24 protein-coding genes and 2 tRNA genes are annotated in these 26,687 nt (G+C 71.7%); 17 read left to right on the top strand and 9 right to left on the bottom strand.

Annotated elements, in window-relative coordinates:
• Nucleotides 1-58 precede the first annotated feature (58 nt).
• Complete coding sequence (locus ACFUJY_RS07330) at nucleotides 59-316, bottom strand: glutaredoxin domain-containing protein (RefSeq protein ID WP_164398441.1); 258 nt, start codon at nucleotides 314-316, stop codon at nucleotides 59-61.
• Nucleotides 317-596: 280 nt separating this feature from the next.
• On the opposite strand from ACFUJY_RS07330, the gene ACFUJY_RS07325 reads away from it, so the two are divergent.
• From ACFUJY_RS07325 to ACFUJY_RS07310, 4 genes are all read left to right on the top strand, one after another.
• Complete coding sequence (locus ACFUJY_RS07325) at nucleotides 597-2,840, top strand: ATP-dependent DNA helicase UvrD2 (RefSeq protein WP_383295798.1); 2,244 nt, start codon at nucleotides 597-599, stop codon at nucleotides 2,838-2,840.
• 164 nt (nucleotides 2,841-3,004) lie between these two features.
• A complete protein-coding gene (locus tag ACFUJY_RS07320; protein WP_143622268.1) occupies nucleotides 3,005-3,343 on the top strand; it encodes a hypothetical protein in 339 nt (112 codons plus the stop codon).
• A gap of 173 nt (nucleotides 3,344-3,516) precedes the next feature.
• Nucleotides 3,517-3,885, top strand: a complete 369-nt coding sequence (locus ACFUJY_RS07315) for a WhiB family transcriptional regulator (protein ID WP_018105532.1) — start codon at nucleotides 3,517-3,519, stop codon at nucleotides 3,883-3,885.
• A complete protein-coding gene (locus tag ACFUJY_RS07310) occupies nucleotides 3,882-4,247 on the top strand; it encodes a hypothetical protein (protein ID WP_383295794.1) in 366 nt (121 codons plus the stop codon). The genes ACFUJY_RS07315 and ACFUJY_RS07310 overlap by 4 nt, the downstream gene beginning before the upstream one ends.
• 221 nt (nucleotides 4,248-4,468) lie before the next feature.
• Here ACFUJY_RS07310 and ACFUJY_RS07305 read toward each other — a convergent pair whose 3' ends face one another.
• Nucleotides 4,469-5,980: an ABC1 kinase family protein gene (locus ACFUJY_RS07305; protein ID WP_383295791.1), complete on the bottom strand. Its 1,512-nt coding sequence runs from the start codon at nucleotides 5,978-5,980 to the stop codon at nucleotides 4,469-4,471.
• A 41-nt stretch (nucleotides 5,981-6,021) separates the two neighbouring features.
• A complete protein-coding gene (locus ACFUJY_RS07300) occupies nucleotides 6,022-7,170 on the bottom strand; it encodes a ThiF family adenylyltransferase (protein ID WP_383295788.1) in 1,149 nt (382 codons plus the stop codon).
• 211 nt (nucleotides 7,171-7,381) lie between these two features.
• On the opposite strand from ACFUJY_RS07300, the gene ACFUJY_RS07295 reads away from it, so the two are divergent.
• From ACFUJY_RS07295 to ACFUJY_RS07280, 4 genes are all read left to right on the top strand, one after another.
• Nucleotides 7,382-8,002 carry a M48 family metallopeptidase gene (locus ACFUJY_RS07295; RefSeq protein WP_383295786.1) on the top strand — a complete coding sequence of 207 codons (621 nt, stop codon included), beginning with the start codon at nucleotides 7,382-7,384 and terminating at the stop codon, nucleotides 8,000-8,002.
• Between the two features lie 131 nt (nucleotides 8,003-8,133).
• Complete coding sequence (locus tag ACFUJY_RS07290) at nucleotides 8,134-9,801, top strand: TerD family protein (protein WP_383295783.1); 1,668 nt, start codon at nucleotides 8,134-8,136, stop codon at nucleotides 9,799-9,801.
• 11 nt (nucleotides 9,802-9,812) lie between these two features.
• Nucleotides 9,813-10,493, top strand: a complete 681-nt coding sequence (locus ACFUJY_RS07285; RefSeq protein ID WP_383295780.1) for an AIM24 family protein — start codon at nucleotides 9,813-9,815, stop codon at nucleotides 10,491-10,493.
• Between the two features lie 19 nt (nucleotides 10,494-10,512).
• Nucleotides 10,513-11,268: an AIM24 family protein gene (locus ACFUJY_RS07280; RefSeq protein ID WP_383295778.1), complete on the top strand. Its 756-nt coding sequence runs from the start codon at nucleotides 10,513-10,515 to the stop codon at nucleotides 11,266-11,268.
• Between the two features lie 75 nt (nucleotides 11,269-11,343).
• On the opposite strand, the gene ACFUJY_RS07275 is transcribed toward ACFUJY_RS07280, so the two are convergent.
• Together ACFUJY_RS07275 and ACFUJY_RS07270 are read right to left on the bottom strand one after the other, a co-directional pair.
• Nucleotides 11,344-11,892: an NUDIX hydrolase gene (locus ACFUJY_RS07275; RefSeq protein WP_383295775.1), complete on the bottom strand. Its 549-nt coding sequence runs from the start codon at nucleotides 11,890-11,892 to the stop codon at nucleotides 11,344-11,346.
• Nucleotides 11,889-13,343 carry a zinc-dependent metalloprotease gene (locus tag ACFUJY_RS07270; RefSeq protein WP_383295772.1) on the bottom strand — a complete coding sequence of 485 codons (1,455 nt, stop codon included), beginning with the start codon at nucleotides 13,341-13,343 and terminating at the stop codon, nucleotides 11,889-11,891. Before ACFUJY_RS07270 ends, ACFUJY_RS07275 begins: the two co-directional genes overlap by 4 nt.
• Before the next feature lie 189 nt (nucleotides 13,344-13,532).
• On the opposite strand from ACFUJY_RS07270, the gene ACFUJY_RS07265 reads away from it, so the two are divergent.
• The 4 genes from ACFUJY_RS07265 (at nucleotide 13,533) to ACFUJY_RS07250 (ending at nucleotide 16,724) form a co-directional block, all read left to right on the top strand.
• Nucleotides 13,533-14,675 (top strand): SDR family oxidoreductase, encoded by a 1,143-nt coding sequence (locus ACFUJY_RS07265; RefSeq protein WP_383295769.1) that lies wholly within the window; start codon nucleotides 13,533-13,535, stop codon nucleotides 14,673-14,675.
• Between the two features lie 89 nt (nucleotides 14,676-14,764).
• Nucleotides 14,765-15,226, top strand: coding sequence for a molybdenum cofactor biosynthesis protein MoaE (locus tag ACFUJY_RS07260; RefSeq protein ID WP_383295766.1), 462 nt, complete (start codon nucleotides 14,765-14,767; stop codon nucleotides 15,224-15,226).
• 127 nt (nucleotides 15,227-15,353) lie between these two features.
• Nucleotides 15,354-15,542: a hypothetical protein gene (locus ACFUJY_RS07255; RefSeq protein WP_123523681.1), complete on the top strand. Its 189-nt coding sequence runs from the start codon at nucleotides 15,354-15,356 to the stop codon at nucleotides 15,540-15,542.
• Between the two features lie 93 nt (nucleotides 15,543-15,635).
• A complete protein-coding gene (locus ACFUJY_RS07250) occupies nucleotides 15,636-16,724 on the top strand; it encodes a PDZ domain-containing protein (RefSeq protein ID WP_383295763.1) in 1,089 nt (362 codons plus the stop codon).
• 28 nt (nucleotides 16,725-16,752) lie between these two features.
• Here ACFUJY_RS07250 and ACFUJY_RS07245 read toward each other — a convergent pair whose 3' ends face one another.
• Nucleotides 16,753-17,322 carry a PPA1309 family protein gene (locus tag ACFUJY_RS07245; protein ID WP_383295760.1) on the bottom strand — a complete coding sequence of 190 codons (570 nt, stop codon included), beginning with the start codon at nucleotides 17,320-17,322 and terminating at the stop codon, nucleotides 16,753-16,755.
• A gap of 128 nt (nucleotides 17,323-17,450) precedes the next feature.
• Between ACFUJY_RS07245 and ACFUJY_RS07240 the strand changes: the two genes are divergently transcribed.
• The 4 genes from ACFUJY_RS07240 to ACFUJY_RS07225 all read left to right on the top strand — a co-directional run bounded on the left by ACFUJY_RS07240 (nucleotide 17,451) and on the right by ACFUJY_RS07225 (nucleotide 23,018).
• Nucleotides 17,451-20,429, top strand: a complete 2,979-nt coding sequence (locus ACFUJY_RS07240; RefSeq protein WP_383296467.1) for a UPF0182 family protein — start codon at nucleotides 17,451-17,453, stop codon at nucleotides 20,427-20,429.
• Nucleotides 20,430-20,481: 52 nt separating this feature from the next.
• Nucleotides 20,482-20,555, top strand: a tRNA-Met gene (locus ACFUJY_RS07235).
• Nucleotides 20,556-20,847: 292 nt separating this feature from the next.
• Nucleotides 20,848-22,851: a sel1 repeat family protein gene (locus ACFUJY_RS07230; RefSeq protein ID WP_383295758.1), complete on the top strand. Its 2,004-nt coding sequence runs from the start codon at nucleotides 20,848-20,850 to the stop codon at nucleotides 22,849-22,851.
• Nucleotides 22,852-22,944: 93 nt separating this feature from the next.
• Nucleotides 22,945-23,018, top strand: a tRNA-Met gene (locus ACFUJY_RS07225).
• 119 nt (nucleotides 23,019-23,137) lie between these two features.
• Here ACFUJY_RS07225 and ACFUJY_RS07220 read toward each other — a convergent pair.
• Nucleotides 23,138-23,557 (bottom strand): Fur family transcriptional regulator, encoded by a 420-nt coding sequence (locus tag ACFUJY_RS07220; protein WP_143622241.1) that lies wholly within the window; start codon nucleotides 23,555-23,557, stop codon nucleotides 23,138-23,140.
• A 176-nt stretch (nucleotides 23,558-23,733) separates the two neighbouring features.
• Here ACFUJY_RS07220 and ACFUJY_RS07215 point away from each other — a divergent pair, with 176 nt between their 5' ends.
• Nucleotides 23,734-25,185: a catalase gene (locus ACFUJY_RS07215; protein ID WP_383295756.1), complete on the top strand. Its 1,452-nt coding sequence runs from the start codon at nucleotides 23,734-23,736 to the stop codon at nucleotides 25,183-25,185.
• 73 nt (nucleotides 25,186-25,258) lie between these two features.
• Here ACFUJY_RS07215 and ACFUJY_RS07210 read toward each other — a convergent pair whose 3' ends face one another.
• Nucleotides 25,259-25,660 carry a cyclic nucleotide-binding/CBS domain-containing protein gene (locus ACFUJY_RS07210; RefSeq protein WP_383295753.1) on the bottom strand — a complete coding sequence of 134 codons (402 nt, stop codon included), beginning with the start codon at nucleotides 25,658-25,660 and terminating at the stop codon, nucleotides 25,259-25,261.
• 185 nt (nucleotides 25,661-25,845) lie between these two features.
• Nucleotides 25,846-26,646 carry a histidinol-phosphatase gene (hisN, locus tag ACFUJY_RS07205; RefSeq protein ID WP_383295750.1) on the bottom strand — a complete coding sequence of 267 codons (801 nt, stop codon included), beginning with the start codon at nucleotides 26,644-26,646 and terminating at the stop codon, nucleotides 25,846-25,848.
• Between the last annotated feature and the right edge of the window lie 41 nt (nucleotides 26,647-26,687).

The raw sequence follows: 26,687 nt of genomic DNA, 5'->3' as shown, positions 1-26,687 counted from the left end.
CCGGACACGAAGCCGCCCCCGCCGGTGCGTCGACCGGAGGGGGCGGGGTGCGCGGGGGTCAGGCCCCGAGGGCCTGCTTGACCTGGGCCAGGCTCGGGTTCGTCATCACGACGTCCGTGCCGCCGTTCTCAGGAACCACCAGCACGGTCGGGACCGTCTGGTTTCCGCCGTTGGCCTTCTCGACGAAGGCGGCCGACTCCGGGTCCTGCTCGATGTTGATCTCGGTGTAGGCGATGCCCTCGCGGTCCATCTGCCCCTTCAGCCGACGGCAATAGCCGCACCAGGTGGTGCTGTACATCGTCACAGTGCCCGGCATGTCTTCGCGCTCCTCTGTCTCTTCGGTCCCGGCAAGTCCCGTCACGCCCGGACGGCCGCCCACGCGTCTGGTACGTCACACGGGGCCGGGGCGTGCGTTGCCGCACGCCAGGTGAACGTATGCGACCCGGCTGTCATTCCCGCCCCGGGGGCCCTTGTGAGGACGGCGCGCGGGGCTCTCGTGCGGCCGGTGCGGGGGGCCGCCCGCATTAGTACGACGGATACCCCGCCCCTGTGGACGACCACCGCACGCGCCCCGGGCGACCTGGCAGCATGGCGGGGTGACATCAGCAACGCACTCCACCCTCTTCCCCCGGGTCCCGGACACCGCGGACGCCGTCCTCGACGGGCTCGACCCCGAGCAGCGCGAGGTGGCCACGGCCCTGCGGGGCCCGGTGTGCGTGCTGGCCGGAGCCGGTACGGGCAAGACGCGGGCCATCACGCACCGCATCGCCTACGGGGTGCGCGCGGGGATACTCCAGCCGGCGAGCGTCCTGGCCGTCACGTTCACCAACCGGGCGGCCGGCGAGATGCGCGGCCGGCTGCGCCAGCTGGGCGCGGGCGGGGTGCAGGCGCGGACCTTCCACTCCGCGGCCCTGCGCCAGCTCCAGTACTTCTGGCCGAAAGCAGTCGGTGGCGAGCTGCCCCGGCTTCTTGAGCGCAAGGTCCAGCTGGTGGCCGAGGCGGCGGCCCGCAGCGGCCTGCGTCTCGACCGCAACGAGCTGCGCGACGTCACGAGCGAGATCGAGTGGGCCAAGGTCACCCAGACCGTCCCCGCCGACTACCCGGCAGTGGTCGTCAAGGCCCAGCGCGACGCCCCGCGCGACCCGGCCGAGATCGCCAAGGTCTACGAGACCTACGAGGAGCTGAAGCGCGAGCGCGCGGTGATCGACTTCGAGGACGTGCTGCTCCTCACCGTCGGCATCCTCCAGGACCGGCACGACATCGCCGCCCACGTCCGCCGCCAGTACCAGCACTTCGTCGTGGACGAGTACCAGGACGTGAGCCCGCTCCAGCAGCGCCTGCTCGACCTGTGGCTCGGCGACCGGGACAGCCTCTGCGTCGTGGGCGACGCCGGTCAGACCATCTACTCGTTCACCGGGGCCACCCCGGACCACCTGCTCAACTTCCGCACCCGGCACCCCGGTGCGACCGTCGTCAAGCTGGTCCGCGACTACCGCTCCACCCCGCAGGTGGTGCACCTGGCGAACGGGCTGCTCGCCCAGGCCACCGGCCGGGCCGCCGAGCACCGTCTCGACCTGGTCTCGCAGCGGGAGCGCGGCCCCGAGCCGGTCTACGTGGAGTACGCGGACGAGCCCGCCGAGGCCGAGGGCACCGCCCGGCGCATCCGCGACCTGATCGCGGCGGGCGTTCCGGCCGGTGAGATCGCGGTGCTCTACCGGGTCAACGCGCAGTCCGAGGTCTATGAGCAGGCCCTCGCGGACGCGGGCGTGCCCTACCAGCTCCGGGGCGCCGAGCGGTTCTTCGAGCGCGCGGAGGTCCGCGAGGCCGGTGTGGCCCTGCGCGGCGCGGCCCGGGCGGGGGGCAACGACTCCCTCCTGGACCACGCGGACGACCTCCCCGCCGAGGTGCGCGCGGTGCTCTCCACCAAGGGCTGGCGCAGCGAGCCGCCGGCCGGGTCCGGGGCGGTGCGCGACCGCTGGGAGTCCCTGGCCGCCCTCGTCAGGCTCGCCGAGGACTTCGAGCGGGCCCACCCGGGGGCCACGCTCTCCGACCTGGTCGCCGAGCTGGACGAACGGGCCGCCGCCCAGCACGCGCCCACGGTCCAGGGCGTCACGCTGGCCTCGCTGCACTCGGCGAAGGGCCTGGAGTGGGACGCGGTGTTCCTGGTCGGGCTGACCGAGGGCATGATGCCGATCACCTACGCCAAGACGGCGGAGCAGATCGAGGAGGAGCGCCGGCTGCTGTATGTCGGGGTCACCCGGGCCCGGTTCCACCTCGCCCTGTCCTGGTCGCTCTCCCGGTCGCCCGGCGGCCGGCCCGGGCGCCGGCCCACCCGCTTCCTGAACGGGCTCCGCCCCGGCTCCACGGGCCCCGGCGGCCGGAGCGCGGCCGCGGCCGGCCCGGGCGGCATCTGGGCCGGCGACGGCGGCCGGAGCGGCGAGGGCGGCGCGGCCGGCTCCGGCGGGGGGCGGTCGGCGGCCAGGCGGAAGCCCCGGACACCGGCCAGGTGCCGGGTCTGCGGGAAGACCCTGACGGACGCCGGCGAGATGAAGCTGATGCGTTGCGACGACTGCCCGTCGGACATGGACGAGGCGCTGTACGAGCGGCTGCACGACTGGCGGGCGGCCCGGGCGCGGGAGATCGGCCAGCCCGCCTACTGCGTCTTCACCGACCGGACGCTGATGGCCATCGCGGAGGCGGTGCCCGGCAGCGAGGGCGAACTGGCCGGGATTCCCGGGGTCGGCGCGCGGAAGCTGGGCCGCTTCGGCGCCGCCGTTCTGGACATCTGCGCAGGTGGCGACGGGTGCGAAGGTGGTGCAGCGGCGCCTGGCGAGAGGTGAGGAAAACTCGTCGAAAAAATAGTTTGCGCCCGCCCCAGTCATCACCATAGGTTCTTAACCACGGAAACAGCGGCTTCTCTGAAGCCCAGGTTCCGTGCTGTACTTATCCGAATACGCAGGACCGGCCCGCCGGTCCCCCGAGACGCCGAGAGGAGGCGATTGAAGTGATCAGCATCATCGAGACCAACAAAATGACCGATCTCTCGGTCGTCTCCGCCTGCTCGCTCGGCCTTCTCGCCCGTGCCCCGAAGTCCTCCCTGCGTGCCACCGGTGTGTCCGGCGTCTCCGCCGTCATCCCGATGTCCCTGGCCGGCCTTCCCGTGCGGGAGCGCAATGAGCGACCGACCCAGGCACCGGCAGCAGCAGTAGCGAAGGGACAGGCTCCGGCCTATGCCTTTGCGGCCGTCGGTGCGGGAGCGGAAGCCGGCGTCACCGAGCAGACGATGCACCACCACACGATGTGGGCCTTCCGTGGGCCTGAACCCTGGAGTGATCCAGCCTGATGCAGCATCAGGCCGGCGCCTTCAGGGCCGCGGAACCCCACTCGGGATCCGCGGCCCTTTTGTTTTGCCTCAACGGGCGAGACAACGAGAAGGGGCCTCGGGACTAGCAGGACCTGGTACCAGCCGCCCCCCGGCCAACAGGCCGGAAACGACCAGACGAGGACACCACCACCGTGCAACTCGAAGCGCACGCCCCGTCCGTACCGCCTTCCGACACGATCTCCCCGCCCGGCCTCACGGAGGACTCCACCTTGACCCCCCTCACCGCGCTCACCGCGCTCGACGACGCCATCGAGAACCTCGGTGTACCCGTCCCCTGCCGCGCCTACGACCCGGAGGTCTTCTTCGCCGAGTCGCCGGCCGACGTCGAGTACGCCAAGTCCCTCTGCCGCACCTGCCCGCTCGTCGAGGCGTGCCTCGCCGGCGCCAAGGAGCGCCGCGAGCCGTGGGGTGTCTGGGGTGGCGAGCTCTTCATCCAGGGTGTCGTCGTCGCCCGGAAGCGGCCGCGTGGCCGCCCGCGCAAGAACCCGGTCGCAGCGTGACCGCCGACCTGGGGGTCCCGGCCCCCAAGCCCGTGAAGCGCATCGGAACCATCGACCGTCCCCTGACCCACGACCCCCGAAACCAGGCTCCAATGACCATCCCCACCCCCACGGCCGAGCCCGCCGGCTCCGCGACCCCGGACGTCACCATCATCGGCGCGAACGACTCGCGTCAGAACAGGACCCGCGAAATGCAACTCATCCCAGAAGCCCTGGCTCGTGCGCATATGCACGACCGCCTGCGCGAAGCCGACGCGGAGCGTCAGGCCGTGCGCCTGATCTCCGCCCGGCGGATGCAGCGCCGCGCCGAGCGCGCGTCGATGCGTGCCCGCCGCGCGCTGGCCATGGCCGTCATGCACTGAGCCACTCCGGCCGGCCACGGAGGCCCCGCCCGGACGCAGCCGCTCTCTGCGCCCGGCGGGCCGCGCCTCCCAGCGTCACCCGCGCAGCAGAACCCCACCCCGGGGCCGATCCGTCCCACCGACGGACCGGCCCCGGCGGCGTTTCGGGGCGAGGCGGGGCGGGACTGAGCGGGCCCGGTTCGCCCGGCCCGGACTGCCCGGCCCCGTTCGTTCCGCCTCGGCTAGCCGGCGTCCACCGTTTCGGCGGACCTCGGCGCCGGCGGCACGGGTCCCGGGCCTCGGCCCTCGGCCTCTTCCTGGTCCTCGACCTCTTCCAGGGCCTCCACGTCCGCCTGGTCCTCCTCCGCAGAGTCCTCGATGTCCTCCGGCGCCAGGAACCCCGGTAGCCAGGACTCGAGTTCGTCGCGGAGCCGGACCGTGGCGCCGAGCTGGCACAGCACGCCGATCGTGCTCAGCGTCACCCGGTGTATCAGCAGGTAGGACGGCGGCAGGTTCAACTGTTTGCCCAACTGGTGGGCCGGGGAGCGCGGGTCCGCTATCCGCGCCGCCTGATGACGCATCCAGCTCCGGCTGAACGTGAACTCCTCCACCTCGGCCGGCTCGATGATCGGCAGCAGGTAGTCCAGCACCGCGTCAGGCTCCAGATCGATCGAGTCCTTGACGAAGCCCTCCGCCCGCAGCATCTCGTAGACCGCGTCCGCGTCGCCCCCGAGCGTCAGCCGCAACGCGTCCCCGATGGTCTGCGGCAGTCCGCCGGGCAGCCGGTCCACCGTCCCGAAGTCCAGCACCCCCAGCCGCCATCGGGCCGTGTCCGCACCCTCGTCGCTCTCCTCGTCCGACGCGCCCGCCTCCGGGTCCGGGGGCAGCAGCCGGAAGTTGCCCGGGTGCGGGTCGGCGTGGAGCAGCCCGGTACGCGCGGGGCCCGAGAAGAGGAACCTCGCGAGCAGCTGGCCGGCCCGGTCGCGCTGTGCGGCCGTGCCGTCGGCGATCACATCGGCCAGCGGGACACCGTCCATCCACCTGGTGACCAGCACCTGCGCCGACTGGTGGACCACCTCCGGGACCACGACGTCGGGATCGTCCGCGAACTCCTCGGCGTGCGCCCGCTGGGACCGCGCCTCCTGCTCGTAGTCCAGCTCTTCCGAAACCCGGTCGCGCAACTCCGTGATCAGCGGCTTGATGTCCATGCCCGGAACCAGCGGGCCCAGCAACCGCGCGAAGCGGCTGAGCTGGGTCAGGTCCGACAGCAGCGCGTCGCCCGCGCCCGGGTACTGGACCTTCACGGCCACGTCCCGGCCGTCGTGCCACACCGCCCGGTGCACCTGGCCGATCGACGCCGCGGCCGACGGCTTGTCGTCGAAGGTCAGGAACAGCTCCCGCCAGTCCTCGCCGAGCCGCTCCGCCAGGACCGCGTGCACCGTGCCGCTCGGCATGGGCGGGGCGGCCTCCTGGAGCTTGGTGAGCGCCGCGCGGTAGGGCCCCGCGACCTCCTCGGGCAGCGCGGACTCGAAGACGGACAGGGCCTGGCCGAGCTTCATCGCCCCGCCCTTCAGCTCCCCGAGGACCTTGAAGAGCTGGTCGGCGGTGCGCTGCTGCACCTCGCGGGCCACCAGCTCCGCCGATCTACCGCCGATGCGCTTGCCCAGCCCCCAGGTGGCACGGCCGGCGAACCCCAACGGCAGCGCGGCCAGCTTGGCGGTACGGGTGACCGCCTTCCGGGGAAGATCAGACATATGCCCCTCCAATTCCCAGACTGCCGCGCTGCGTGCGGCGGTTACCCGGCCATTGTGTCGTGCGCCGTGCCGGCGCCGGAGGCGCGGACCCTCTCAGTGTGACCGGCGGCGCCACAGGAACAGTCGAGGTGCGCCCCGATCCGTTCCGACCTCCAGTCCAACAGCGGCAGCGCCGCCTCCCACCGCGCACCCGTACTCACGGGCAACTCGCCGTCGAGGAACGCCAGCGCGTGCGCCGCCGCGAGCCCCGCGACCGCCGTCGCCAGGGCCAGGTCGCACGCCTGCGCGGCGCCGCGCCGCCCGGACTGCCACTGCGCCAGCATGCGCGGCCACTGCGGGTCGCGGTCCCGTCGGTGCGCCTGGAGGCAGCCGGCGCAGGCCGTGCCGCCGGGCAGGACCAAGGGCCCGACGAACCCGGTGGCCTCCATCACCCCCGCGTACAGGTGGGGTGTGCCCGAGGAGACCCACGGCTCGGCGGTGCCCGGATCGGGGACGTACGCCGACAGTCCGTCGCGCGGCGCGACCACGATCAGCGAGAGCCCCGGCTCGTGCCCGGCGGGACCGCCGCCCGCCGCCCCGGGCGCCCTGGGCCCAGGGCCGGGAGCGGAGCGCCGGACCAGCTGCCGGGCCGCCATGTCCCGGCGCTCCCCGACGGCGGAGGAGGGCAGCCCGCCCGGGGACACGTCACCCGGCTCCGTACACCCGCCGTCCAGGACCTCCACCCGGCCGACCCCCGCTCCGGAGAGCACCGCCGCGACGGTCGCGCCGACCCTGCCCGCGCCCCGGACCTGCACGCGCATCGAGCGGCGGGCCGCGAGTCTGCGCATCCCGCTGCCGGGCTCGGGATGCACGACGGAGAGCGAGGCCAGGTCGGGCCGGTGCCGCTCCAGGACGTCGGACCTGGCCCGCAACGCCTCCGCCGCCGGACCGCCCGCCCGTACGTCGTCCACGAGTCCGGCGTCCACCAACCGTGTCACCAGGGTGTCCACATGACGTTCGCTCAAGTCCATCGCCCTGGCCTGTTCCCGGAGCAGCGGCATGCCTCTGGTGCCGTCGAGCAGTTCCATGAAACAACCCGTCGCGATATCCATCGGGCCGACCTTCACCGCATGTGCGGGTGTCACTCCGAATTGCACGGTGTCCCCGCCCCGCCAAGCGCGGCGCAGTGCGGGCTTCAACATCGGATGCACGGCTTCCCCCGGTCTGTGTGTCTGTGACTCCGCTGTGCGCGACTGTGCTGTGCGTGTTCCTTTGCCAGAATGCAGCGGGGCGCCGAGACGTGCGGAAAGTTATCCACAGGCGTGGGCATTAGTCGTTCAAATGGTGCAAGGCGTGGAGCCGATCATGGAGAACCGTCCCGGAGGCGGGACTTCCCCCGCACACAGCGGGTAACGTCGAGTCGTGCCCGCCGACCCGTCGCCCGGCTCCGCCGGGGAGCCCGCCGTGCCCGGCGCCGGACCCCGCCGGCGCGGTGCGGACCCTGCCCGCCGCGCCCCCGCGACGAGCGCGGTCGAGGTCCGCAGAAGCGCTCGCCGCAGCAGAACGGTCTCCGCCTACCGTGAGGGCGACCGCACGATCGTGCTCATCCCCGCCCGCATGTCCGAGGCGGAGGAGCGGCGCTGGGTGGACGTGATGCTCGACAAGCTCGCCGCCCAGGAGAGCAGGCGCGTCCTCGGCGACACCGAGCTCGCCGAGCGGGCGGAGCGCCTGTCCGCCCAGTACTTCGCGGGCCGGGCCAGGCCCGCCTCCGTGCGGTGGGTGACCAATCAGAACACCCGCTGGGGCTCGTGCACCCCCTCCGAGGGCAGCATCCGGCTGTCGCACCGGTTGCAGGGCATGCCGGAGTACGTCGTGGACTACGTGCTCGTCCACGAACTCGCCCACCTCCTGGTGCCCGGGCACGGGCCGCGGTTCTGGCGGCTGCTGGACGCCTATCCCCGCACCGAGCGGGCCCGCGGCTACCTGGAGGGTGTGGTGGCCGCCGACCGGCTGCCGCACCTGCCCGCCGCGCGCGGCGAGTGACAGGTGGTGGCGCCGGGCGAGCGGTGCCGGGTGTTTCTGTACCGGGTCTGTACCGGCTTCGCCCCATGCCGGAGTTTGCGGATAGCCTGACGCGACGCATTCACCTTCCGGATGGGGGACGGTCGTTACGCATGGCCAGGGAATTCCAACGCGGCCACAAGGCCAAGATCAGCGATCTCACACCGGGGACGGACCTGTACGTAGGGGTGCAGATCGCCGGCCCGGGGCTGAGCTTTGACATCAGTTGCTTCGGGCTCGATGCCAATGAGCAGCTCTCCGACGACCGGTATTTCATCTTCTTCAATCAGCCGAAATCTCCCGAGGAGTCCATTCAGCTCCTCGGGGCCCAGGCCGGTGACACCGAGTCGTTCCGCGTCACCCTGGACCGCATTCCGGCGAACATCCACAAGCTGTCGTTCACCGCGACCGTGGACGGCGCCGGGCAGATGTCGCAGGTCGGCCCCGGATACATCCGGATCGTCGCGGGCGGCGAGGAAGTCGTCAGGTACGCGTTCAACGGCTCGGAGTTCAGCACCGAGCGCGCCGTCATGCTGGGCGACTTCTACCTCAAGGACGTCTGGCGCTTCGCCGCGGTCGGCCAGGGCTTCGACGGTGGCCTCGAGGCGCTGCTGAAGAACTTCGGCGGCGAGGTCGCCGAGGAGGAGCCGGCCGCCGCCGCGCCGCCGCAGGGCGCCGCCCCGTCGTTCGCCCCGCCCGCCCAGGCGGCCCCGGCCCCGTCCTTCGGCGCCCCGGCAGCGCCCCAGGCGCCCCAGGCCCCTCAGCCCGCGCCCGCCTTCGGCACCCCGCCGGCCCCGGCCCCCGCGCCCGCCGCACAGCAGCAGATGCACGCCGCGCCGACGATCGCCGCCCCGATCACCCCGCCCGGCGGCACCATGCCTCCGCCGCCCGCGCCGGCCCCGTACGGGCAGCCCGGCCAGCAGCAGTTCGGGCAGCCCGGCCAGCAGCCGCAGCAGCAGTTCGGGCAGGTCCCCGGCCAGCCCCAGCAGCAGTTCGGGCAGGTTCCCGGCCAGGCGCCCGCGCCCTACGGGCAGCAGGCCCCGTCCCCGTACGGCCAGCAGCCTCCCGGCATGCCGCCGGGCGGGCAGGGCATGCCCGGCGGCACTCCGCAGGCCGCCGGCGCCGGTCTCCAGGCCGCGCTCCAGCCGTACAAGGAGACCGCGACCGGACAGCGCTGGACCCCGCAGAACCGGCAGCTCATGCGGGTCGACCTGACCATGGGCGGTACGGGAGTGCTCGCCCGGCAGGGCAGCATGGTCATGTACCAGGGCAAGGTCGACTTCAGCTACAAGGGCGCGGGTTTCGCCGGCCGCATGGTGGGCAACGCCACCGGCCAGGAGATGCAGCTCATGCGCTGCACCGGCCGGGGCCAGGTCTTCCTCGCCGAGGAAGGCGCCCATCTGCACACCATCGAACTCCAGGGCGACGGAGTCTGCGTCTCCGCCGAGAACGTGCTCGCCTTCGACGAGTCGCTCCAGTACGAGGTCCGCCGCATCGAGGGCCACGGCATCCCCGGCGGCGCCCTGTTCACCATGCAGTTCCAGGGCACCGGCACCCTCGTCGTCAAGACCCACGGCACCCCCGTGGTCCTGCCGGTCACCCCGACCACCTTCGCCGACTGCAACGCCGTGGTGGCGTGGTCGTCCGCGTCCCAGGTGATCATCTCCAGCCAGGTCCGGCTGCGCCGCAACGCCTACCCCGGACACAGCGGGGAGACCGTGAACCTCCAGTTCCGGGGCGCGCCCGGCAACTTCATCGTCGTCCAGCCCTACGAGGTCTGAGGGAGCCCGTCATGAACCAGCAACTCGCGGGCTACGCCCCGACGCCCGTCACGGCACGGATGGAGAACCACGGCCATTCCATGCTGAAGGTCGCCATGGCGACCGGCCAGGACCTCTACGCGCGCACCGGATCGATGGTCGCGTACGAGGGCTTCATCCAGTACGAGCCCAACCCGCCCGCCGTCCGCCAGATCGCCTCGCAGTGGATCACCGGCGAGGGCGCGCCCCTCATGAAGTGCACCGGCGACGGGCTGCTCTACCTCGCCGACTACGGCGCCGACGTCGTCGTCATCAACCTCAACAACGACTCCCTCTCGGTGAACGGCACCAACGTCCTCGCCTTCGACGGCCACCTCACCTGGGGCGTCGAGCGGGTCAAGGGCCTCGCCAAGTTCGCCGGCCAGGGCCTGTGGAACGTCTGCATCTCGGGGACCGGCTGGGTCGCGATCACCTCGCGCGGCACGCCGCTCGTGGTCGACTGCGGACGCGGCGAGGACGAGACGTACGTCGACCCGGACGCGCTGGTCGCCTGGTCCCCGAACCTCAAGGTGAAGGGCAAGCGCAGCTTCAAGGCGTCCTCGCTCATCGGGCGCGGCAGCGGCGAGGCGTTCCAGATGGCCTTCTCCGGCCAGGGGATCGTCGTCGTCCAGCCGAGCGAGGACAGCACCGACCGGCTGCGCGTCCGGCACTGACGGGGAGGGAGAACACACCATGCAGAGTTCGCTTTTCGGCCTCACGGAACAGCAGTCCCAGGAGCGTTACACCGTGCAGAACCCGCAGCTCCTGCGGGTCGCGCTGACCGGCCACGACGACGTCCTCGCCCGCAAGGGCGCCATGGTCGCCTACCAGGGGCTGATGGAGTTCGACGGCGAGTACCAGTCGAACGCGCAGCGCCGCTCCCGCGCCCACACCGGCGAGGGCCTGGACCTGATGCGCTGCTCCGGACAGGGCACCGTCTACCTCGCCAATCTGGCGCAGTACATCCACGTCGTGGACGTCGACCACGACGGCCTGACCGTGGACAGCTCCTACGTCCTGGCGCTCGACTCCTCGCTGCACACCGAGGTCATCGCGGTGGACAGCCAGTACGGGATCTCGGGCACCGGCAAGTACCAGCTCAACATCTCGGGCACCGGGAAGGTCGCCCTGATGACGTCGGGCCAGCCGCTGATGATGCAGGTCACGCCCGACAAGTACGTCAGCGCCGACGCCGACGCGATCGTCGCCTGGTCGACCTCGCTGCGGGTGCAGATGCAGGCCCAGACGCACTCCTCGGGCGTCTTCCGCCGGCGCGGCAACACCGGCGAGGGCTGGGAGCTCAGCTTCCTCGGACAGGGCTTCGCCCTGGTGCAGCCGAGTGAGCTGATGCCGCCGCAGAACGCCCAGATCGGACAGGGCCTCGCCGCCCAGTACGGCATGGGCCAGCACGGCGCGCACGGCCAGAACCAGAACAACGCCTGGAACTGAGCCGCGACGGGGCGGTGAACGGTAAGGGGCGGCCTCCTGGGAGGCCGCCCCTTACCGTTCACCGCCGTACGGGCGCTACCGGCCGCCCTCCAGCACCGCGCGCGTACGCTCCACCAACCGGACCACCGAGGCGTCGCCGACCCCGGCCACCTCGTCGTACGCGAACCAGCGCAGGTCCAGGGACTCGTCGCTGATGCTCTCCGTCGCGCCGGCCGGCGCGACCGCCGCGTACTGCACGTCCAGGTGCCAGTGGCACGGCGCGGGGATCGGATGCCGGTCCAGGACCACCGGCCCGCCCGGCAGCAGCGTCAGCCCGGCGATCCCCGACTCCTCCGTCGCCTCCCGCAGCGCGGCCGCCGCGAGCGTGGCGTCCCCGGGCTCGCAGTGGCCGCCCATCTGCAGCCACATCCGCAGCTTCCGGTGCAGCGTGAGCAGCACCCGGCCGCGCTCCGGGTCGACGACCAGGGCGCTGGCCGTGAGATGTCCGGCCGCGCAGGCCTTCCACATGCCGTCCGGATGGCGCGCGAGGTGCTCCAGATAGGCGTCGCGCAACTCCTCCTGGGCGGCGTCCGCCCCCGCCCCGTAACCCTTGAGTACGAGGACGGCGTCGTCGTGCAGGCTCACTTGTCGGTGTCGTCCTTGCCGTCGCCGTCGCCGTCGCCCCGACCCGAGGCGTCGTCCGGGGTGTCCGCCCCCGGCGCGGGCTTCTCCGGGCCGTTCGCCGCCTCGCCGAGCATCTTGTCCAGCTCCGAGAAGTCCATCTGCTCGTGGTGGACGAAGCCGTCCGGATCGTCCAGGTCGTGAGCGGTGGGGAGCATGTCGGGGTGCTCCCACAGGGCGTCCCGCCCCTCCAGACCTCGGGCGTCCGTGAGCGAGGCCCACAGCCGCGAGGCGTCCCGCAGCCGGCGCGGACGCAGCTGGAGACCGATGAGGGTGGCGAACGTCTGCTCGGCCGGGCCACCGGACGCACGGCGCCGGCGCATCGTCTCGCGCAGCGCGTCGGCCGAGGTCAGCCGGGACTTCGCGGCGGCGTGCACCACGGCGTCCACCCAGCCCTCGACCAGCGCCAGGGCCGTCTCCAGGCGGGCCAGGGCCGCCTTCTGCTCCGGCGTCTCCTCCGGCTGGAACATGCCCTGCTGAAGGGCCTCCTGGAGCTGCTCGGGCTGCGAGGGGTCGAACTGGCCGACCACGTCCTCCAGCTTGGAGGTGTCGACCTTGATGCCGCGCGCGTAACCCTCGACCGCGCCGAACAGGTGCGAGCGGAGCCACGGCACATGGGCGAAGAGCCGCTGGTGGGCGGCCTCGCGCAGCGCCAGATACAGCCGCACCTCGTCCTGCGGGACCGACAGGTCCTTGCCGAACCGCTCCACGTTCAGCGGGAGGAGCGCGGCCCGGCCCGCCGGGCCGAGCGGCAGCCCGATGTCGGTCGAGCCGACCACCTCGCCCGCCAGCACGCCGACGGCCTGCCCGATCTGCTGGCCGAACATCGCGCCGCCCATCGACCGCATCATGCCGATCAGCGGGCCCGCCATCGCCTGCATCTCCTCGGGCAGCACATCGCCCATGGCGAGGCCCACCCGCTCGGCCACCGGGTCGACCAGCTGCTGCCATGCCGGGAGCGTCGCCTCGACCCACTCCGCGCGGCTCCACGCCACACTGGAGATGGCACCGGACGGCATCGACGTCACCCCGTCCAGCCACAGGTCGGCCAGGCGCAGCGCCTCGTCGACCGCCGAGCGCTCGGCCGGGCCCACGCTCGCGTCCTTGGAGCCGTCCGGCGTGCCCTGCGACACGGTCTGGCGGGCGATCTGCTTGGCCATGTCCCAGTTGACCGGCCCGCCCTCGTAGCTCAGCATCTGGCCGAGCTGCTGGAAGGCCGCGCCCAGATCGTTCGGGTTCATCGAGCCGAACATGGCGGCGAAGGGGTTGTCACCGCCCGCGCCGGGGCCGAAGCCGAACGGGTTCGCCGGACCGCCCGAACCCTGCCCACCTCCGGTGGGGTCGTTCTTCTTGCCCTGGTCGCCGTCGTCCGGCTCCTCCGGCGGAAGGCCGAATCCGAATGGGGTGTCACTCACGGGTTTCCTCGGCTCGTAGGGCCGCCGGGGGAACCGACGGCGACTGCCCGACATCACCATCCAGCGTAGACACCAAGTCCGCTCAGGGCCTCAGTGCTCCGCCCGGTCCGGCCCTGCGGCAGGATGGACGCCACCTGGTACGTACGTGTCACGCGGGTACGTACTGAAGACAACCGCTGGAGACGCCCGGTGAGTTCCCCAGATCCGCAGGTTCGCGCAGCGCGAAACCTGGCCGACCCGTCACCCGAGAAGAAATCCGTCCCCGGCCGCCCCGGAGGACGCGGCCCCGTCGTGGCCGTCACCGGAGCCGCGACGGGTGTCGGTGAGCTGCTCACCGCGCGCCTCGCCGCCTCCGAGGAGATCAAGCAGGTCGTCGCCATCGACGAGCGCCGGGGCGAGGTCTCCGACGCGACCTGGCACCTGCTCGACGTCCGCGACCCCGCGATCGCCGACAAGCTGCGCGGCGCGGACGTCGTCGTCCACCTGGCGCTCGACCTCGACCTGGAGACCGACCCCGCGGCGCGCACCGCCTACAACGTGCGGGGCACCCAGACCGTACTGACCGCCGCCGCGGCCGCCGGCGTCCACCGCGTCGTCCTGTGCACCTCCGCGATGGTCTACGGGGCGCTGCCCGACAACGACCTCCCGCTCGCCGAGGACGCCGAGCTGCGTGCCACCGCCGAGGCCACCGGCGTCGGCGACCTGCTGGAGATCGAACGGCTCGGCCGCCGCGCCCCGCGCGCCCACCCCGGGCTGCACGTCACCGTTGTACGCCCCGCCGTGCTCGTCGGCGGCACGGACACCGCGCTGACCCGCTACTTCGAGTCGCCCCGGCTGCTCGTGGTCGCCGGTTCCCGGCCCGCCTGGCAGTTCTGCCACGTGGAGGACCTGGTCACGGCGCTGGAGTACGCCGCCCTGGAGAAGATCGACGGCGAGTTCGCGGTCGGCTGCGACGGCTGGCTGGAGCAGGAGGAGGTCGAGGAGCTGAGCGGGGTGCGCCGGATGGAGCTCCCCTCGGCCGTCGCGCTGGGCGCCGCCGCCCGGCTGCACCGGATCGGCCTCACCCCCTCGCCCGCGGGCGACCTGGCGTACACCATGCACCCCTGGGTCGTCAGCGTCAGCCGGCTGCACGACGCGGGCTGGCGCCCGGCCTGGACCAACGAGGAGGTGCTCGCCGCGCTCCTGGAAGAGGTGGAGGGACGCCACACCGTCGCGGGCCGCCGCCTCGGCCGCAAGGACGCCACCGCGGCCGGTGCCGCCGGGGCGACCGTCGCGCTCCTCGGCACCGCGGCCCTGGTGCGCCGCGCCCGCAAGGCCCGCCGGCGCATCTGACCACCCTGTAGGAGGCTCCAAGCCCGGGCGCGGCCCGCCGGGCGAATCGGCAATACCGCGTTGTCGGTGCGGTACGGCACGATGGGGGCATGGCACTCACGTACGACCACCCCGGTGAGCAGTCGGCGCAGGACCCGATCCGGCTGCTGGACATCCGTGACACGCCGCTTTCGGTGGACGAGGTCCTCCAGGCGGTCGGTGACGCCGCCGCGGGCGGCACCACCCTCTTCGTCGGCACGGTGCGTGACCACGACGGCGGACAGGACGTCGACGGCCTCGGCTACTCGTGCCACCCCTCGGCCGCCGACGAGCTGCGCCGGGTGGCGGAGAAGGTCGTGGGCGACTTCCCGGTCCGGGCGCTGGCCGCCGTCCACCGGGTGGGTGAACTGCGGGTGGGGGACATCGCGGTGGTCGTGGCGGTCTCCTGCCCCCACCGCGCGGAGGCGTTCGCGGCCTCCCGCCGGCTCATCGACGACCTCAAGCACGAGGTTCCGATCTGGAAGCACCAGCGCTTCTCGGACGGTACGGAGGAATGGGTCGGCGCCTGCTGAGCGCAAACCGGAACGGCGGGCATCCGCCCCGATTTGCGTAACCGCACCCCTGCCACGAGCGTTGGTTTTCCAGACGGTTAATCTGCTGATCGGCCAGTCGGCCGCATCAGGGGGTAGGGAGGTCGGCATGGCAGCGCTCGCCTGGTTGTTGATTCCGCTTTTCGCCGCGTTCGGCGCGGCGATATGGGGAAGCTGGGCCGCCCGCAACCGCACGACCGGTGACGTCACCGAACTCGCCGGATACGCGCGGTTCCGCGAAGCCATGGAGAAGTCCCACTCCGGTTCCGAGCCGGTGGAGCAGATATCGAACGTCTGAGGCCGCGTCCGGCGTCCTCGCACCCCCGGCCCCGGCCCCCGTACGGACCGGCCCCGGCGGTGCACGGAGAGACCCTTCCCGTACTGTCGTTCCATGCCACGCCGCACCGCGACGATGCTCGCCTCCACGCTGATCCTGATCGCGCTGCTCTGCGCAGGCGTCCTGATCAAAGTGCCGTACTCGGAGATGTCTCCCGGTCCGACGGTGAACACGCTCGGTGATGTCGAGGGCGACCCCGTGCTGCGGATCAGCGGTCACAAGACGTACCGGACGTCCGGCAACCTCAACATGACGACGGTCCGCGTCACCGGTGCCGACTACAGCATGAACCTGGTCGAGGCCGTCGCGGGATGGCTGGGCCACGACAGCGTCGTCGTACCGCACGACACCCTCTACCCGGACGGCAAGACCGAGGAGGAGTCGACGCAGGAGAACGCCGAGGAGTTCAGCCAGTCCCAGGAGAGCGCCAAGGTCGCGGCCCTCAAGGAGCTGAACATCCCGGTCACCTCGTACGTCGTGGTATCCAGCGTCGTCAAGGGCAGCCCGTCGCAAGGCAAGCTGCACGCGGGCGACATCATCAAGAACGTCGACGGCACCGCGGTCGAGAAGCCCGAGGACGTCGCGAAGCTGGTCACCGAGCACAAGCCCGGCCAGGACGTCGTCTTCACGGTGATTCCGGCCAAGACCGCGGCGGCGGCCGAGAAGGCCGGCAAGAAGCCCGAGGGCACCGAGAAGGTCACCCTCACGACGGTGAAGGCCCCCGAGGGGGACCGTGCGATCGTCGGCATCCAGGCGGGGACCGACCACACCTTCCCCTTCGACATCGACATCAAGCTCGCCGATGTGGGCGGTCCGAGCGCGGGGCTGATGTTCTCCCTCGGCATCCTCGACAAACTGACCCCGGGGCAGCTGACGGGCGGCAAGTTCATCGCCGGCACCGGCACGATCGACGACGCCGGCAAGGTCGGCCCGATCGGCGGGATCACCATGAAGCTGGTCGGCGCGCGCAACGCGGGCGCACGCTACTTCCTGACCCCCGACGACAACTGCGAGGCCGCCGCGGCGGACACCCCCGACGGGCTCACCCTGATCCGGGTCAAGACCATCGACGACGCCAGGAAGTCCCTGGACAAGCTCCGCGCGGGGGACACGGCCGGGCTGCCGAGCTGCTCGGCGGGCTGACCGCGCCCCCGCGACACACGGCGGACGGTCAGGACTCGAAGGTGGCCGCGAGCGCCTCGGCCAGCCCCGGCACGAGACCGGCACCGGTCAGCACCTCGCTCGCCGAGTCCTTCTCACGCAGGCGTACGGCGGACTCGCGCGCCCCGTCCCGCAGAACGGCCACGGTCATCCGCACCTCCTGCCGGTCGGGGTGCTCGGCGACCCACTTGGTCAGCCGCTTGTCGTCCAGCCCCTCCGGCACGGACGCCTCGGCGGACGGCGGCAGCATCAGGCGCTCCACCGTCATCGCGCACCCGGCGACCGCGTCGGGCCAGGCGATCGTCGCGAGGAACTCGTCCAGCGCCGTGCCCGCGGGCAGCTCCTCCTGTTCCACGGGGGTCAGCGCGGCGGCCTTCGCGCCGTCGTCGTCGAGGCCGAGCTGGGCGGCGATACCGGGCTCCTGGGCCCGCAGCCGCGCGGTGTCGACCAGGGCGAAGAGACGGGCCGGCTGGTCCCAGCCGAGGGTGGAGACGTACTCGTCGATTTCGAGCACCGCGACGGTGAGCGGGCTCGCGGCCATCGGAGGGCCTGAGGGGGAAACGTTGGACATGGGCAACATCCTGCCTCCTTCCGCCCCCGGAACGGGAACTAGGTAAAGCATCAGTAAGTTGAAGGGATGGGCTCTACGATCGCTGGGCCCGCTCCACACGACCCGCGAACTTCGAGGTGCGCACGTTGGCTTTCCAGATGCCGGACCGCGGCGGAGGCCCGACCGGGCCACGGATCAGAGTCGGCCGCCCGTCCCGGCGCGCCCGAACCCTGCTCATGACTCTGGGCGTCCTGGCGATTCTCGCCATGGCGTTCGTCATGTTCGCCGGGTTCTGGACGGACTGGCTCTGGTACAGGTCGGTCGCGTATTCGTCCGTCTTCACCACCACCCTGTGGACCAAGATCGGGCTGTTCCTCGTCTTCGGACTGCTGATGGCCCTGGCCGTCGGCCTGAACATCTGGCTCGCGCACCGGCTCCGGCCGCCGCTGAGCGCGATGTCGCTGGAGCAGCAGAGCCTGGACCGCTACCGGATGGGCCTCGCCCCGTACAAGAAGTGGGTGCTGCTCGCGGTCACCGCGCTGGTCGGTCTGATCGCCGGCGCCTCCGCCTCGGGTCAGTGGCGGACCTGGCTGATGTACGTGAACGGCGTGTCGTTCGGCCAGAAGGACCCCCAGTTCCATCTGGACGTGTCGTTCTACGCCTTCGACCTGCCCTGGTACCGCTTCCTGCTGGGCTTCGGGTTCGCGGCCACGGTGCTCTCGCTGATCGCCGCCGCGCTGACCCACTACCTGTACGGCGGGCTGCGCGTCACCAGCCCCGGCGCGCGGGCGACGGGTGCGGCCACCGGCCACCTGTCGGTGCTGCTCGGGGTCTTCGTCGCGCTGAAGGCCGTGGCCTACTGGCTCGACCGGTACGGCCTGGCGGTGAAGTCCAGTGACTTCAAGGCCACGGACAACTGGACGGGGCTGCGGTACGTCGACGCCAACGCGTACCTTCCGGCGAAGACGATCCTGTTCTGCATCGCCGCGATCTGCGCCGTGCTGTTCTTCGCGACGCTCTGGCGGCGCACCTGGCAGCTGCCGGTGATCGGCTTCGGTCTCATGGTCCTCTCGGCCATCCTGATCGGCGGCCTCTACCCGGCCATCGTGCAGAAGTTCCAGGTCCAGCCGAACGAGCAGGCCAAGGAAGCCCCGTTCATCCGGAAGAACATCGAGGCCACGCGCAACGCGTACGACATCGACGACGCGCAGGTCTCGGACTACACGGGCAAGTCCACCGAGGACGACGACGCCAAGCTCCGGGCGGCTGCGAACGACGCGGCCAGCTACCGGGTGATGGACCCCAACGTCGTCTCGCCGGCCTTCCAGCAGCTCCAGCAGAAGAGGAACTACTACCAGTTCCCCAAGACGCTGGACGTCGACCGCTACAAGGACGAAGCGGGCAAGGAGCAGGACACGGTCATCGGTCTGCGCGAGCTCAACATCCAGGGCATTCCCAAGCGCAACTGGATCAACGACCACTTCACCTACACCCACGGCTACGGCGCCATCGCCGCCCGCGGGACCACCACCGGCAAGAACCCGAAGGGGTCTCCCGACTTCACCGAGTCCGGGCTGCCGACCACCGGCGACCTGGGCACGTACAAGCAGGAGATCTACTACGGCGAGAAGACCGAGCAGTACTCCATCGTCGGCGGGCCCCAGAAGGAGCTCGACTACGAGGAGGACGGCGAGAAGACCACCAGCTACAAGGGCGACAGCGGGGTCAGTCTCTCCAACACGTTCAACCGCGCCGCGTACGCGGTGGCGTTCAGCGAGCCGCAGATCCTCTACTCGGGCGCCATCGGCGACGGTTCGCGGATTCTCTACAACCGCACGCCCAAGGAGCGCGTCGAGGCGGTGGCCCCCTGGCTCACCATCGACGGCGACGCCTACCCGGCCGTGGTGAACAAGCGCATCCAGTGGGTGGTCGACGCCTACACGACGACCAACGGCTACCCGTACGCCTCGCGCACCACGCTCGGTGACACCACGGCCGACTCGCTGACCACCAACCAGCGCGCGGTCGTCGCCCAGCAGAACCAGGTCAACTACATCCGCAACTCGGTGAAGGCCACCGTCGACGCGTACGACGGCACGGTCACGCTGTACGAGTGGGACACGCAGGACCCGGTCCTGAAGACCTGGCGCAAGGCGTTCCCCGGGACCGTGAAGCCCAAGGCGGACATCCCGCAGGAGCTGATGGACCACCTGCGCTACCCGCAGGACCTGTTCAAGGTGCAGCGCGAGCTGCTGACCCGCTACCACGTCACAAGTCCCGCGCAGTTCTACAGCGGCAGTGACGCCTGGCAGGTCCCGGACGACCCGACCAACAAGGAGTCCGGCTCCGTCCCGCCGTACTACCTGAGCATAAAGATGCCGGGTCAGACGGCTCAGAAGTTCTCGCTGACCACGACGTTCACCCCGAAGGGGCGGCCCGACCTCGGGGCGTTCATGGCGGTGGACGCCGACGCGGCCAGCAAGGACTACGGCACCATAAGGCTCCTGAGAGTCACCGGTGCGGTGAAGGGCCCCGGGCAGGTGCAGAGTGAGCTCAACGGCAACGACGACGTCGCCGAGTTCGTGAGGAACCTCAAGGGCACCGACTCCGACATCGAGTACGGCAACCTGCTGACGGTGCCGCTCGAAGGGGGCTTCCTCTACATCGAGCCGGTCTACACGCGCGGTGGGACGCAGAACTACCCGCTGCTGCGCAAGGTCGCCGCCTCGTACGGCTCGAAGATCGTCTTCGAGAACAGCCTCGGCGAGGCCCTGAACGCCGTGTTCGGCGCCGAGGGTTCGGATACGAGCGAGCCACCGGGCGACACGACCGAGCCACCGGACACCAGTCAGCCGCCGGCCACCGGGGACGCCGCGCTCAAGAAGGCGATCGCCGATGCCCAGAAGGCGTACACGGAAGGCGAGGCGGCGCTGAAGAAGCAGGACTGGGCCGCCTACGGCAAGGCGCAGACCGATCTCCAGGACGCGCTGGAGCGGGCGGCCGCGGCCCAGTCCAAGGCGGGCGGCGACGGCAAGGCCGACAAGCCCGATGACGGCAAGGCCGACAAGGCAGACAAGAGTGACAAGGCGAGCCAAGCCAGCGCTTCGGACAAGGCGGGCGATGAGGGCGGGGGCTGAGTAACCCGGTAAAGCTCCACCTCCGCGTCGTGGTACGGTTTGAACACAACGACGCGGGGTGGAGCAGCTCGGTAGCTCGCTGGGCTCATAACCCAGAGGTCGCAGGTTCAAATCCTGTCCCCGCTACTGCACGACGAAGGCCCGGATCCTCCAGGGGATCCGGGCCTTCGTCGTGCCGTGACGGCCTGTTTCGCGAGGTGGGCGTGAAGTGCGGTTCGAGGGGCACGTGTTGGCCGGGGACGTGTTTGACTTGTCTCTCTGTGGGCATGTCGACAAAACGCTGAAGTGACGTCACTGACCGCGATATACCAGGTGTACGCGGGTTACAGGTGGTGCGACGATGGTATTTATGGGGGACAGGGCAACTCTGTTGAAGACAGGGCGGTTTGCGCGGAGTCACGTCCATCCGGCGGAAAAGATGGCGGATGCGGTGTTTGCCGCTGCCGCCGAGCAGTACAACGACATCATCGAGAGCGTCGAGACCGCCCAGACTTCCGAGACCGCCCAGACTTCCGAGAACGCGGAGAGTGCCGCGACCGCCGAGACCGCAGCGACCATCGAGACCGCCGACGGCGTGGAGAACGCCGAGCGGGCGGAGGCCGAGGCGAGCGCGGACGGCGCGGAGACCGAGGCCCGCCACCGCCGTGCTGCCGACGCCGGTGACACCGCGTCGATGAGCGTGCTCGGCGCGCTGCTCCTGCGCCGGGGCGACCTCGCCGGCGCCGAGCCCTATCTGCGGGGCGCCACCGCCGACGGGGACCGGGCCGCCGCCAACAACCTGGGCGTCCTGCTGCACCAGCGCGGCTACCCGGACGAGGCGGCCGGCTGGTGGCGCACCGCCGCCGTGGCCGGGTCCGCCGCCGCCGCGCACGCCCTGGGCCGGCACTTCCGCGAGCGCGGGGACGAGCCCGCCGCCGAGTACTGGCTGCGCCAGTCCGCCGAGCAGGGCCACGCGCTCGGCGCCTACGCCCTCGCCGACCTCCTGGAGCACCGCAGCGACGTCGGCGCGGAGCGCTGGCTGCGCGCTGCCGCCGAGCAGGGCCACCGCGAGGCGGCCTACCGGCTGGCGCGCCTCCTGGAGCGCAACGCCGCCGACGCCCCGCACGAGGTCTTCGGCCGCCCCGCCCTGGGCCCGCGCTCCGGCGCGGAGCCCGCCGCGCCCCGCCGCACCGCCGACGGCGACGGCCCGGTCGCCGGCCCCGGCCACACGCGCGGCGGGGGGGAGGCCGAGCAGTGGTACCGGCAGGCCGCCGCGCGCGGTCACCGGCGCGCCGCCCTGCACCTCGGCGCGATCCTCGAACAGCGCGGCGAGCTCAAGGAGGCCGGCCGCTGGTACCTCATCTCGGCCAAGGCGGGCGAGGCCCGGGCCGCCTGCGCGCTCGGCTTCCTGCTGCGCGACGCGGGCGACCGGGAGAGCGCGGCCGTGTGGTGGCTGCGCGCCGCCCAGGACGGGGACGGCAACGCCGCGAACGCCCTCGGCGCACTGCACGCGGCCCGGGGAGAGCAGCAGACCGCCGAGCGCTGGTACCGCGCGGCGATGGACGCGGGCGACGTCAACGGCGCGTACAACCTCGGGCTGCTCTGCGCCGCCCAGGACCGCACCGCCCAGGCCGAGCAGTGGTACCGCCGCGCCGCCTACGCGGGCCATCGCGAGGCTGCCAACGCGCTCGCCGTGCTCCTGCTCCAGGCCGGCGACCCGGCCGGCGCCGAGCCCTGGTTCTCCAAGGCGGCCGAGGCGGGCAGCGTCGACGCGGCCTTCAACCTCGGCATCCTCTACGCCGGGCGCGACGAGGACCGCACCGCCCTCCTCTGGTACGAGCGGGCCGCGGCGGCCGGGCACACCGAGGCGGCCCTCCAGGTCGGCATGGCGCTCCTGCACCACGGCGAGGAGCAGGAGGCCGAGCGCCATCTGCGCTGCGCGGCGGGGGGCGGCAGCGCGGAGGCGGCCTTCCGGCTGGCCGGTCTGCTCGACGCGCGGCAGCCGCCGCCCGGGCCGCCGGCGCTGGGCGAGCCGCTGCCCGAGAAGACCGAGTGCGAGGAGTGGTACGAGCGGGCCGCCGAGCAGGGGCACCGCCGCGCCCAGGTCCGCGTCGGCATGCTCGCCGCCTCCCGGGGCGACGTGGAGAGCGCCGGGCACTGGTACCGGGAGGCGGCCGAGTCCGGCAGCCGCAACGGAGCGTTCAACCTCGGCCTGCTCCTGGCCCGCGAGGGCAGCGAGCGCGAGGCCGCCCTGTGGTGGACCCGCGCCGCCGCCGACGGCCACGGGCGGGCCGCGCTGCGCCTGGCCCTGCTCGCCGCGCGCCGCGGTGAGCTGGCGGAGGGGCAGCGGTGGTGCGCCCGGGCGGTCGAGCTGGGCCCGGCCGAGGTCGCGGAACGCGCGGCGCGCCTGCGCGAGGCCCTGCACCAGGAGCTGACGGCGTGAGCCCCGGGGGCGGCCGGGCGCCCCGTGCGAGCGCCGCTGCTCAAACGAATTTGCGCTGGTCCGAACCGTCCCGTAGGGTTGTGAACACAACGACGCGGGGTGGAGCAGCTCGGTAGCTCGCTGGGCTCATAACCCAGAGGTCGCAGGTTCAAATCCTGTCCCCGCTACTGAAGACTGAGGGCCGGATCTTTTCGAAGATCCGGCCCTCAGTCGTATGCGCACGCAAAAACCGCTGCGCATACGAAAGCCGCCCCCCGGCGTGGGCGCGGAGGGCGGCGCGGTGCGTTCAGGCCGTAGCGGCGCAGTCCGGGCAGATGCCCCGGTAGGTCAGTTCGACGCCGGAGATCGTGAAGCCGAAGCGCTCACCGGCGGGCAGGTCCGCCAACGGGTCGCCCGACGGGTGCACGTCGCGGATGGCGCCGCACCGCGCGCACACCAGGTGGTGGTGGGCGCGGTGCGCGTTGGGGTCGTAGCGCTTGGCGCGGCGGTCGGTGGAGACCTCGATGACCTCGCCGAGGCTCACCATCTCGCCCAGCGTGTTGTAGACCGTGGCTCGGGAGATCTCGGGCAGCTTGGCCACCGCGCGGGCGTGGACCTCGTCGGCGGTCAGGTGCACATGGTCCCCGTCGAGGACCTCGGCCACGACGCGCCGCTGCGCGGTCATGCGCCAGCCGCGTCCTCGAAGTCGTTCCAGCAGGTCACTCATGGGCGCCAGTCTAGCAGCGCGCGGGCCAGGTCTTGAATGGGTGCGACTTTGGATGCCCATTTGACTTGGACTTTGTCCAATGTAGGATCGCTTAGGCGTCGGCCGGAGGACAGGAAGGCCGCACGCAGGGGCACGGCATGACGGCATGACGTGCGGAAACGACGCAGGAGGCGCACGTGACGCAGGGACCGCTCACCACGGAGGCAGGCGCACCGGTCGCCGACAACCAGAACAGCGAGACCGCCGGTGCCGGCGGCCCGGTCCTGGTGCAGGACCAGCTGCTGATGGAGAAGCTGGCGCACTTCAACCGCGAGCGCATTCCGGAGCGCGTGGTGCACGCCCGGGGCGCCGGCGCGTACGGGACGTTCACGCTGACCCGTGACGTGTCGCGGTGGACGCGGGCGAAGTTCCTCTCGGAGGCCGGCAAGCAGACCGAGACGTTCCTGCGCTTCTCCACGGTCGCCGGCAACCTCGGCGCCGCCGACGCCGTGCGCGACCCGCGCGGTTTCGCGCTGAAGTTCTACACCGAGGACGGCAACTACGACCTCGTCGGCAACAACACCCCGGTGTTCTTCATCCGGGACGCCATCAAGTTCCCCGACTTCATCCACACCCAGAAGCGCGACCCGTACACCGGCTCCTCGGAGGCGGACAACATCTGGGACTTCTGGGGACTCTCGCCCGAGTCCACCCACCAGGTGACCTGGCTCTTCGGCGACCGGGGCATCCCCGCCTCGTACCGGCACATGGACGGCTTCGGCTCGCACACCTACCAGTGGCAGAACGAGGCCGGCGAGGTGTTCTGGGTCAAGTACCACTTCAAGACCGACCAGGGCATCAAGAACCTCACCGCGGACGAGGCCGCCCGCCTCGCGGGCGTGGACCCGGACAGCCACCAGCGGGACCTGCGCGAGTCCATCGAGCGCGGTGACTTCCCGTCCTGGACCGTGCAGGTGCAGATCATGCCGGCCGCCGAGGCGGCGACGTACCGCTTCAACCCGTTCGACCTCACCAAGGTGTGGCCGCACGCGGACTACCCGCCGGTCGAGATCGGCAAGCTGGAGCTCAACCGCAACCCGGAGAACATCTTCGCCGAGGTCGAGCAGTCCATCTTCAGCCCGGCGCACTTCGTGCCCGGCATCGGCCCGTCCCCGGACAAGATGCTCCAGGGCCGTCTCTTCGCGTACGGCGACGCGCACCGCTACCGCGTCGGCATCAACGCCGACCACCTCCCGGTGAACCGCCCGCACGCCACCGAGGCGCGGACCAACAGCCGGGACGGCTACCTGTACGACGGCCGCCACAAGGGCGCGAAGAACTACGAGCCGAACAGCTTCGGCGGCCCCGCCGAGACCGGCCGGCCGCTCTGGGGCGCCATCGACGTCACCGGCGGCACGGGCAACCACGAGACCCCGAGGCACGCCGAGGACGACGACTTCACGCAGGCCGGGAACCTCTACCGGCTCATGACCGAGGACGAGAAGGCCCGGCTGGTCGACAATCTCTCCGGCTTCATCGCGCAGGTCTCGCGCGACGACATCGCCGAGCGCGCGATCGGCAACTTCCGCCGCGCCGACGAGGACTTCGGCAAACGGCTGGAGGCGGCCGTGCAGGCGCTGCGCGCCTGAGTCCCCCGGCCGTACGACCGGCCCGGCCCCGCACCCGCGGGGGCCGGGCCGGTCGCGTGAGCGGAGGTGTCCGTCAGCCGACCAGCGCGGCCGGGCGGCGGGGCGCGGGCGTCCAGCAGCGGATGATGTCGCGGACCGAGACGATGGCTACCGGGCCGCCGTCGTCGAGGACGATCAGGTGGCGGAAGCCGCCGTGCGTCATGGCCGCCGCGGCCTCTTCGAGCGTCCAGCCGGGCGCGGCGAAGACGACGTCGGTGGTGGTGTGGGCGGAGGCCGTCTCGGTGTCGGGGTCCTGGCCCGCGCCGACGGCGTTGAGGATGTCGCGCTCGGTGAGGATGCCGAGCCCGCAGGTATCGGGGTCGTGGACGACGGCCGCCCCGATCCGGCGGGCCGACATCAGCCGGGCGGCCTGGCGCAGGGTATGGGCCGGGCCGATGGTGAGGACCATCGTGCTCATGGCGTCACGGACGAGCATGAAGGGTGCCACCTCCTCTGTGAAGCGACCGCGTGAGCCGATTCACAAGTTCACAAGTGGGAGAATCCTCAGAGTTGCACCGATACGGGAGGGCGACAAGGGGTCGCGAAGATCAGAAGAGGGGCGCGCGGACTCCCCGCACGCCCCTCGAATGTCCTTTACGCCGCCCTGCGGGCGGGGCGCACTCAGTAACGCTGGTTCAGGTAACCCAGCAGCTCGCGGTGGAGCGCGCCGTTGGACGCCGCCCCGTTCCCGCCGCCCGGCCCGTCCACACCGTCCAGACTGGTGAACCGGCCGCCCGCCTCCTGGACGACGATCGCGTTCGCCGCCATGTCCCACAGCGAGAGCTCCGGCTCCGCGCACATGTCCACGGACCCCTCCGCGACCATCATGTACGGCCAGAAGTCCCCGTAGCCCCGGGTGCGCCAGCAGGCCCGGGTCAGGTCCAGGAACCCGTCGAGCCGCCCCTGCTCCTCCCAGCCGGTCAGCGAGGAGTACGCGAACGAGGCGTCCGCGATCCGCTCCACCCGGGAGACCTGGAGCCGGGTCGCCGAGGTCAGGCTGCGCCCGGTGTACGCGCCCGAGCCCTTCGCCGCCCACCAGCGCCGGCTCAGCGCGGGCGCCGACACCACGCCGACGACGGGCTGGAAGCCATCCTCTCCCGCCTCCATGAGCGAGATCAGCGTCGCCCAGACCGGCACACCCCGCACGTAGTTCTTGGTGCCGTCGATCGGGTCGATCACCCAGCGCCGCGGGCCCGTGCCCTCGATGCCGTACTCCTCGCCCAGGATCGCGTCGCGCGGGCGCGCCCGGTGCAGATGGCCCCGGATCAACTCCTCGGCGGCCTTGTCGGCCTCGCTCACCGGCGTCATGTCCGGCTTGGTCTCGACCTTGAGGTCCAGAGCCTTGAACCGGTCCATCGTCACCGCGTCGGCGGCGTCCGCCAGTACGTGGGCCAGGCGCAGATCATCGTGGTAATCGGGCATGCCGTCACAGTAGCGACCCGCCGGTGAGCCGGGCCACACGG

This window comes from Streptomyces sp. NPDC057249 (assembly GCF_042669245.1).
Lineage (GTDB): Bacteria > Actinomycetota > Actinomycetes > Streptomycetales > Streptomycetaceae > Streptomyces.
This window is presented reverse-complemented; position numbering and strand designations above follow the sequence as displayed.